Source organism: Desulfobulbaceae bacterium, assembly GCA_013792005.1.
GTDB lineage: Bacteria > Desulfobacterota > Desulfobulbia > Desulfobulbales > VMSU01 > VMSU01.
This window is the reverse complement of the sequence record VMSU01000117.1, coordinates 1-9,185: the sequence shown is the minus strand read 5'-3', so window position 1 is coordinate 9,185 and position 9,185 is coordinate 1. Positions and strand designations below refer to the sequence as shown.

Annotated in this window: 8 protein-coding genes; 7 read left to right on the top strand and 1 reads right to left on the bottom strand. The window is 48.6% G+C overall.

Going from position 1 to position 9,185, the window contains the following annotated elements; genetic code table 11:
• The 7 genes from FP815_06835 to FP815_06805 all read left to right on the top strand — a co-directional run.
• Positions 1–1,016: hypothetical protein (locus FP815_06835; protein ID MBA3014656.1), on the top strand; the 1,016-nt coding region annotated here is incomplete at its 5' end.
• Positions 1,017–1,040: 24 nt separating this feature from the next.
• A complete protein-coding gene (locus tag FP815_06830; protein MBA3014655.1) occupies positions 1,041–2,507 on the top strand; it encodes a hypothetical protein in 1,467 nt (488 codons plus the stop codon).
• A 291-nt stretch (positions 2,508–2,798) separates the two neighbouring features.
• Positions 2,799–3,497 (top strand): CpsD/CapB family tyrosine-protein kinase, encoded by a 699-nt coding sequence (locus FP815_06825; GenBank protein ID MBA3014654.1) that lies wholly within the window; start codon positions 2,799–2,801, stop codon positions 3,495–3,497.
• Between the two features lies 1 nt (position 3,498).
• The gene (locus FP815_06820; GenBank protein MBA3014653.1) at positions 3,499–4,791 is read left to right on the top strand and encodes a hypothetical protein; all 1,293 of its coding nucleotides are present in this window, start codon (positions 3,499–3,501) and stop codon (positions 4,789–4,791) included.
• Positions 4,792–4,834: 43 nt separating this feature from the next.
• Positions 4,835–6,100: an oligosaccharide flippase family protein gene (locus FP815_06815; protein ID MBA3014652.1), complete on the top strand. Its 1,266-nt coding sequence runs from the start codon at positions 4,835–4,837 to the stop codon at positions 6,098–6,100.
• A 164-nt stretch (positions 6,101–6,264) separates the two neighbouring features.
• Positions 6,265–7,209, top strand: a complete 945-nt coding sequence (locus FP815_06810) for a beta-1,6-N-acetylglucosaminyltransferase (GenBank protein MBA3014651.1) — start codon at positions 6,265–6,267, stop codon at positions 7,207–7,209.
• Positions 7,206–8,210, top strand: coding sequence for a glycosyltransferase family 2 protein (locus FP815_06805; protein MBA3014650.1), 1,005 nt, complete (start codon positions 7,206–7,208; stop codon positions 8,208–8,210). The genes FP815_06810 and FP815_06805 overlap by 4 nt, the downstream gene beginning before the upstream one ends.
• A gap of 37 nt (positions 8,211–8,247) precedes the next feature.
• Here the strand turns inward: FP815_06805 and FP815_06800 are convergent.
• Positions 8,248–9,185, bottom strand: a 938-nt coding sequence (locus FP815_06800) for a polysaccharide deacetylase family protein (GenBank protein ID MBA3014649.1), incomplete at its 5' end; no start/stop codon positions are given.

Here is a 9,185-nt window from a genome sequence, read left to right as displayed (position 1 = left end):
GAAATATAAAGATCGTACTTGCCATAGCGCTCATCAGTCTGCTCTGTTCTTCCTGTGCTGGAAGGCCTGAAGTCGGGATTACGGAGGATACTCTCTATGAAAAACCGATGCCTAAGGTGGAATATGAGTATGAGCTGGGACCGGGAGATGTTTTAGAAATCATCTACCATGATACCCCTCAGCCTGATACCAAGGAGTATCATTTGTCTGTTGGTGATATTCTTAAAGTTGAGTGTGAACACCACACCGAAATTAATCGCGATGTCACTGTCAGGCCGGATGGTAATATCACCCTGCCCCGTGTTGGCGATGTTAAGGTCCTCGGCCTGTCCACCAACGCTATTCGGGATACATTGACTACACTGTTCAGTAAGGATTTTAGGGATCCTCGCATTACTGTGACTGTAATTCAAAGCAACCGGGCCATTGATTATCTGAAGATCGCAATCACCACTTCGGAGCGCGGTCAGAGTAAACTCAGCGCCGTTCGGCCGGATGGATATCTCTCCATGCCGATTATCAATGATGTCATGGCCCGAGGCAAGACCCTGCCCGAGTTAAAGCGGACGATAACTGCAGAGTATGACAAGATCATCGACAACCTGACCTTGTCCATTGTCTTGTGGGAGATGAAGGCCAATCTGGTTTACGTCACAGGGGAGGTTGCCAAACCCGACTATTATCTGATGGAAGGGCCGAACACGGTCAGTCAGGTCATCTCACGGGCCGGAGGATTTCTTGATACCGGTGAAAAGAAGACTGTTCTTGTAATCAGCCGCGACGAGCAACGGCGGCCATGGGGACGGATAGTGGATATGGCAAGGGTGTTTTCGACCGGAGACATGAGTCAGGATGTGGTGCTACAGCAGTATGATGTGGTGTATGTGCCTAAGAGTGCCATTGCCCGTCGGGATCTTTTTGTCGAACAATATATTTCCCGGTTACTCCCTTCCTTTTTCACAGCTGGATATAATGTTGGTGGGACGCTGCTCAACCACTCCCCCGTTCTTCGATAATCGTTTTATGTGAAGGAATTGCCAATGGCTATTACCCGATTGCAGTCAGCACGAGATTTTTGCCGTATATGGTTTTTTTGGAAGAAGCAGGCAGTGTTTGTGTTTTTACTTATTGTCGGCCTGGCCATGATCTATGCGTATAGCGCCACGCCTAAGTATGAAAGCACGGCTCAGGTTCTGGTGTTGCCCAAGACCTATGAAGGAGAGGTGATTTCGGCGGGCAACGAGGAGAAACGGATGGCGCCGGTGACCACTCAGGATATCTATACCGAGATGGAGTTGTTGGGGAGCAAGGTTGTAATGCTCGATACGGTAAAGTCGTATGGTTCTACCGGGGCCAATCTTGATAGTCATCGCTCCGTGCTGGGGGCAATTACCTATCCGGTGCGACTGATCGTCAATGGGTTTCTTCGAGTGCTTCAATTGACGCCTCCTGCGGCTTCAGAAGAGAGTTCGCAGGTGATGCAGCTGAAGAGGTCGATAAAAATTGAACCTATTGTCGAGTCCTCGGTGATCAGCATTGCCATGAGATCTGATAATCCCGGGAGGGCGCAGGATACACTTTCCAAGGTTCTGGAAACGTATATGCAGCATCGTTCCACAGTCTTTACCAAGAAAGATGGGCTGAATTTTTATTATCAGCAGGCAACGGATTACAAAATTAAACTGGATGATGCCGAGAAGTTGTTAACTGAATTTCAGCAGAAAGAGGATATCGTTAATCTTCAAGTCCAGAATAAATCTAATATTGAACTGCTGACCAAGTTTAAGAATGACCTGAAGGTGTTGGAGATATCCTATGATGAGTCAGCCAGTCGCGCTACGATGCTTAAACAGAGGATACTCGACGATCATAATGATATCGATGGCAATTTGACCAAGGAGATGCGGGAAATCCCCGCAGTTATCGAATTAAACAAGGGGATTGTACCCTTGTTGATCACTCAGAGTGAGATCAGTCAGTCTTTTACTACAGAAAGCCGCGAATACAAGGATATCAATAATCAGATTATCATGCTCCGTGGGGCGATCCGCGCAGAAATCGAAAAGGCGATCAAGACCGATGAGCTGGAACTTGAGAGTATGAAGATCAAGATCGATGCCCTGCGGCAGCAGATTGATCTCTTCCGCACCGAGGCGAGGGATCTTAATCAGAAGGAAAAACGGTTGAATGAGTTGCAGCGGCAGGTTCAATTGTATCAGGACAGCTATCTGCTCTACACCAGAAAGGCCGAGGATGCCAAAATCTTCACCCAAAAGTCATCTCATGACTTGGGTAATGTCAGTATATCGTCCCAGCCGAGTCTGCCGGAGCAGCCAGTTGCCCCTAATCGCTTGTTGTTGTTGATGTCATCGATCTTTGCGGGGGTGTTTGCCGCCTTGTGCTTGCCCTTCATTCTAGAATCCATCGACAATAAACTGAAGACTGCCGATGATATTGAAAAAATTCTCGGTCTGCCGGTGGTGTGCACGTTCTCTGAGATAAGTTGAACTTACTAGCGCAACGTATGTAATCGTTCACCAGAAGCGTTGAACGTGCGGATTTCACCGGACTGTAAACGTTTACCGGGCACCCCAGATGCGCGAAAGCGGTCTGCGAAGTGTGCTAGTTGCACATGAGCAGGCCGCTTTCGCGCAGATGGGGTGCCCGGTGAACGTTTACCAACGTATTTGAGGTGGTTGAGAGGGAAGAAGGCCAAGTGATTTGTTATCAGCAGTACCGCATCCATGGCTAGTTAAGGGAGTCTGGAGATTATTCTAATGCACGAAGGGATTGAGGTAATGGCAAAAACATTTGAAGTGATGCAAAAACAGGGTTTTTCTCCTCCATCCTTGGGTGGATTTCAGGACCTTAAGAATAGAAAACAGCTTGGGGATCTCACTAAGACGATTTTTAATTTGCGCTCGAAGAATCAGAGCAAGGCATTTGTTTTTGCCTGTTGTCGTCCAGGTGAGGGCGTGACCACAATTGTCGCCAATCTGATCACGTATTTTACTCATTATCAACCCGACTGCAAGGTGCTCGTTATCGATGCTAATTTTCAGTCTCCCTCCCTGCATCATAAGCTCAACCTGAGCCAGGGTCCCGGATTGGCAGAGATTCTTCATGGGAAAAGTATGGTGGGAGTGGTCCAGGAATGGGGGGGCAATGGTGCAATTCATGTGTTAACCTGTGGTGATGGCTATAAAGATCTGGCCGGCAATATCTCGCAGGTAAGATTTTCCGCCTTCCTGGCGGAGGCCAGGAACCATTATGACTGTATTATTATTGACTCTTCGCCAATCATGGCTTCAACGCAAACCTTGTCTACCGCCGCTGCGGCTGATGGGCTTTTCTTAGTCGTTCAGTCCCTTAAGGTTCAGTCTGAGGTAGCGCTTAAGACAAAATCACTGCTCGCCAATAATGAATGCGAGATATCCGGGGTGGTTCTGAACAGGGTGCAGCAGGTGATCCCTGCGTGGATGTATAGGCTCATTTAGCATGGCCTCTCTGCTCCTGCTCTTTGTCGGAACGTTTATTTTTGCCGTCAGCGCTCTTGCTTTCTTTAAACCAAAATATGTTTTTTTCTTGCTGTTGGTTTCAAGGCCCATCATCGATCATTTCGGCTCTTTAAAGGAGATTTCGCTACCATTCCTGGGGACTAATGCCATTCAGGCCATTGGAGTGTTCCTGCCTTTTATTTTGATCCTCTCCTGTTTCCTCAAAAAGCTGGATGTTGCTCATCGGGATATCTTTTTTTTCCGAGAGCGATTGGCCAACTATTATTTACTATTTGTCCTGGCCTGTATTCCGGCGCTTCTTGTCTCTGCTCAGCCTGTGCTTCATCTTGGCGACTGGCTGAAGTTTTTGACCTTGTGGGCTATATTCGTCTTTGCTCACAATTTTCTTGAAACAGAGGAGGATTTTCGGCAGGCGATGTTTTGGGTCATTATTGGTTCGTTGTATCCCTTGGGGATGTTCCTTATTGATTTTGTTACCGGGAATACTGTACGGATCGGGGGGCTTTTACGGATACTCGGCGGGTATTATCAGGAGAAGAATATCTTTGCCGCCGATCTGTTGACTTGCTTTGTCCCCGCCTATCTCTATTATTTGGTGGTAATTCGGCGAACTTTGGTTACCTGGTTGATTGGGCTGGGGTTTGTCTTTCTGATTGTCTGCATTGCTGCCACAAATTTCAGAACCAGCATCGCTGCAGCCCTGATTATGTGTCTGTGCTTTTTGTTGTTTAGGAAAAAATATACTGCCGTTTTAACCATGGTCGCAGTGACGGTCTGTGCGTTTCTGGTTATGCCGGAACTGCGGGAGAAATTTTATCCGGCGCTGGCTGCCTTGTTGAGTATTGGCGACTTGATGAGCACGAGGCCAACGATCAGTGATCCTCTGATCTCCACTCGGTTTGGTATTTTCCGAACTTTGATTACCACGGTGTTGCACAGGTTCTCTGTCGGCAATTTTATCACCGGTTATGGCTATGCCCTTCCGCTTAAGTCTTTTTGGGTCGATAGCGCCCACATGGAGTTTTTGCAGCTCTTCTTTCGCTATGGGGTGCTTCCCGCACTGTTGTTTTATTGGTTTCTTCTGGCAACTTTACGGCGGGGATTTCGCTGTCGGGAGGATGAGTTGTGTCAGGTGATCATGGCCTTTATTGTCGGCTTGACCTTTGTTTCCTTGATGGGGAATCCGTTCAGCAATGTGCGGGTATTGTGGTATCTGGGGGTTTATGTGGCCATTTTAAGCAAGCGGTCGTGTGCTGAGAGGGCCAGTTGTTAAGAGGGGTGATTTCCTCTCCCTTTTGGTCAGGGGTTAATTGACGATGGAACGAGATGTTCTATTGAGTCGTCTCCGTGATATGGCGAGTAGGCACAAGACCTTGTTTCACAATTTTTCTTTTCTCTCGGTTCTGCAGTTTTTTAACTTGGGATTGCCTCTTCTGACCTACCCTTATCTGATTCGGGTTATGGGTGTCACGAATTACGGGCTGGTTATTTTTGCTCGGGCCTTTATTGAGTTTTTCATCATGGTGATTGATTTTGGCTTTAATGTCCCTTCCGCCAGAAGTGTGTCAATTAATCGTCATGATCCGGAAAAACTTTCTGAGATTGTTTCGGCTATTTTCACTCTTAAAATAGCAATCTTTGGGGCCTGCTATCTGGTGTTGCTTGTCCTGGTCGCCATTGTCCCACAGCTCGGTTCTCATAAGGAACTCTATCTCCTCACCTTGGCGTTAGGCTTCGATGGGATACTCTATCCCATCTGGTTTTTTCAGGGTCAGGAAAAAATGCAGTTTATAACCTATGTCGAAATCACCTCGAAGCTCACCTTTGCCGGACTTATTTTCGTTTGTATCCGTGGGCCGGAAGACTACCTCTGGTATCCTGCTCTTCAGGTAATCGGGACCTTCGTGGGCGGCATTTTTTCGTGCTATCTCATTTTTGGTAGATTTGATGTTCGCTTGCGACCAGTCAAACTTTCTGTTCTTCGTCGGTACGTCAAGGAGGGGTACACTTTTTTTCTCTCTAAGGTCGCAGCGACTATTCAGGAGAGGACTAACACCCTGATGGTTGGGACATTTCTGGGGACAACGGAGGTGGCCTATTATGATTTGGCCAATAAGATCATCAGCATTGCCAAGATTCCCTTTTATATTTTGAATGAGACGATTTATCCCCAGGTCGCCCGCAACCGGGACATGCGTTTTGTCAAGAAGGTGATCCTGGCCAGTTTCGCTCTTGCTGTTGTGCTCTATCTTGTCATTGCTGCCTCTTCCAAGACAGTGATCATGATCCTGGCCGGGAAAGAACTCCTGGCCGCGCAGCCGCTATTTTATCTGCTGGGCTTGATCCTGCCGGTGATCGGAATTTCTTATCTGTTGGGAAACAATATGCTGGTGGTTATGGGGCATAGCCGTCAGTCCAACTTCAGCGAAATTCTTAGCACCATTTTCTTTTTAATAACGGTCTTGATCCTCTTTCTCGGGCAGTGGGTAACGATGGTCACCTTGATCTTGGCGTATCTGGCTGCCAATGTGTTTATTCTCGTGTATCGCTTCTATTATTGTCGAACCCTGCATCTCCTTTGAGTCCTCAGGCTGACGGTGATCAGTTACCGGTTTACGGGGAACTGAATTATGGTCACTCATGGATCATGGCAAGATGTGTAATGCCAGTGAATTAGCCGCCATCCTCAGGGCTTATTGACCGGTAACTGTTAACCGTAAACCGATAACCTGAGTAGTTATGTGATATGAAAGTGGCATATCTTATCATAGCCCATAATCAGCCGGGCTTATTGGCCCGCCTGGTCCGTGCCTTGGATTGTGAGTGGGCCCGGTTTTTTATCCATGTTGATGCCAAAGCGGATCTCGCTCCCTTTCGGGACCTTCTTCAGCGCTGCGATAATGTGATTTTTTTGTGGGGGGAGCAAAGAGTCAAGGTATATTGGGGAGGGTTCAGTCAGGTTCAGGCGACGCTTAATCTACTTGAGGCGGCAGAGGATTTTGATGGGGACTTTTCGAGATACTGTCTCTTGAGCGGCAGTGATTTTCCGATCAAGCCCCTGGCTGCGATCAAGGAGCAGTTTGCGAGTGATCGGGAGTTTATGAGGATTGACCGTCGCCTTGACAGGGCAAGTGAGGTGTCTTGTCGTCACACGCGAGCAATCAGCCGCTATTTTTTCCTCGATTTGCCCTTACCCCGCTGGATTAAACTTCACCTGTTGTCTGGATGGATACCTCGCTCGGCCTATCCAGGGATGCCTCTGTATCACGGCGCTCAATGGTGGTCTTTGACCGGGGATTGTGGCCGGTACTTGGTCAGGTTTGTGCGGGAGTATCCTTCATACAGCTCATTTTGTCGTCATGTCCTTGCCCCTGACGAGATCTTTTTTCACTCCATTGTTAAACACTCTCCTTTTGCTCAGTCGATCAGTCATGATTTTGAGCGGGCAGGTAAGCTTGCCGAGTTTTATGCCTTAAACGATCATGGCTGCCACTATATCGATTGGAACGCGCAGCAAAAAGTCCTGCCTAAGATTCTGACCAGCCAGGATCTTGGGGCCCTCAGGCATTCTAAGGCGCTGTTCGCCAGGAAATTTGATTCTATCCAATCCCTTGAATTAGTGCAGATTCTTGAGAATGAGGTGATGGGTAGCCATGGAAATTTGTCGACTTCTTCCGGTCCCACATCATGATGAGGACCAAAGGGCCAGCAATTACCGTATTGATGCCGGCGCACAATGCGGCCTGGTATGTCCGGGAGGCGGTTGCCAGTATCCTGAGTCAGACCTTTCAGGATTTTGAGTTGCTGATCATTGACGATGGTTCCGTTGATTCCACCTCAGCAGTGATTGAGTCGATATCTGACAGCAGGATCAGGTTGGTTCGCAATTCGAAGAACCTAGGGCTTATTGCGACCCTGAACAAGGGGATTGAGTTGGCTCGAGGACGCTATATTGCCAGGATGGATGCCGATGATATCTCTTTACCTCGTCGGTTTGAGTGGCAATATCAATTGATGGAGCGGTCGCCTCAGGTCGTGGCTTGCAGTGGCTGGTCGGTCGATGTCTGCCCGGGAGTGTGGAATAAGTACAATTTTCGGGAGGCAGACCATGACACCCTTCTGGGCAGGATGTTTGTCGAGTCGCCTCTCTCCCACCCTGCTTCATTTATCAGGAGGTCCACGTTGCTCGAGAGCGGTATTCGCTATGATACTCGATATGCCCATTGTGAAGATTACAGGTTTTGGTTTGACCTTTCCAAGGTGGGCAGGCTCTCTAATGTGCAAAAAATGGTGTTACGTTACCGAGTGGTTGAAACTTCCGTGTCGCAGCTTCATGGCGAACAGCAGGCGGCAACGGCCAGGAAGCTGCGAAGGGAAATTGTCGATGATTTTTTTCAGAAGCGTGGTGTTTCCATAACCATACCAGAGCAGATTACCTCAGGATATCTGCACGAGTTTATAAAGCTCTATGATACTCCGACCCCAGCGGGAGTAGTTGCCCGTGAAATGTACCTCAGGCAGTTGAGCTTTTTGCACTACAGTCTGTATATGTCGCAACAGGACTATGACCTGCCGGCCCTTTTTCGATTTCTTGCCTCGGGCGATTATTTGAGATATGGCATTCGGGGCAAGAGGGCGGCTAAAATTGTGGTCAAACACCTTTTTCCCCGACGGTTTGAGGCGCTGTTGTAGTGTGTGATTATCTGTTTTCCTCTCACGATGATTCGTATCAGGTAAAACCGTGGGCCATCAGTTTGAAGCGCGGGAAGCAGGTGTCTGCTCCGATGCCAAAACGGTACAGGTGGAGATGGTGAGTGTCTTGATAATTCAGACCGTGTTCCATGTTGACTGCGGCAATTATTCCGCAATGGGTAAGTATCCTGGTGGTAGTGGAGTCATGGTCTGAGGGGGCGCCATTTGGGTAGGCGAAAAAACGGCAGGTCAGGTCGGTGTGTTGTTCTACACCATGTTTGGACAAGGTTATCTGTTCATATTGTTTATCCGGGGTGAGACGGCTGAGGATGGCATGGGTGTGGGTGTGCCCTCCGAATTCAATCAGGCCGGAATCCTTCATCGTTCTAATTGAAGTTGGGTCCAGCATCCGGAAGGGCGAGTTCCGGGAGACAGGTGAGTCTCTCTCTACGCCAAGTATTTTCTGTAGATTGGCCAATTCATGAAGGAGGCGATCAAAGGGCAGGCCTTTGAAGGCATTTTGCAGCCATTTTGATGCCTTTGCCTTTCCGGCAGGAGTGGTCAGATTAAATCGTTGTCCCTCCCAGGAGAGGGAGGTTATTTTTGTCTCCGCGAGCGCCATGTAAATACGGCAGAACCAGAGGGTGCGATCGGTGCCAATTCGGTCAGTCACCAGGAAAATAGTGGCCGGGGCATTGAATTCCTGCAGCACTGGGAAGGCGATATCGTAGTTGTTCTGGAATCCGTCATCAAAGGTGATGACAGCGGTTGGCCGGCGGATTGTACCTTGGTCAAGCATTTGAATGGCGGTGGAGAGTGGGACGAGATCAAACCTGTCCCGCAGGTAGGATACGTGCTTGCGGAACTGGCTGGCCTCGACAAAGCACCACTCCTCAAAAGGCATGGGGGTTTTGGTTACCCCATGGTAGGAAAGGATGGTAAGCCCTTTGCGGTGCAGCAGCTTTTGGGCTAAGG

Excerpts from the sequence above, each read along its gene's own strand:
- FP815_06825 (MBA3014654.1), top strand. The coding sequence starts at position 2,799 with ATGGCAAAAACATTTGAAGTGATGCAAAAACAGGGTTTTTCTCCTCCA.
- FP815_06820 (MBA3014653.1), top strand. The coding sequence starts at position 3,499 with ATGGCCTCTCTGCTCCTGCTCTTTGTCGGAACGTTTATTTTTGCCGTC.
- FP815_06810 (MBA3014651.1), top strand. The coding sequence starts at position 6,265 with ATGAAAGTGGCATATCTTATCATAGCCCATAATCAGCCGGGCTTATTG.
- FP815_06815 (MBA3014652.1), top strand. The coding sequence starts at position 4,835 with ATGGAACGAGATGTTCTATTGAGTCGTCTCCGTGATATGGCGAGTAGG.
- FP815_06830 (MBA3014655.1), top strand. The coding sequence starts at position 1,041 with ATGGCTATTACCCGATTGCAGTCAGCACGAGATTTTTGCCGTATATGG.
- FP815_06805 (MBA3014650.1), top strand. The coding sequence starts at position 7,206 with ATGATGAGGACCAAAGGGCCAGCAATTACCGTATTGATGCCGGCGCAC.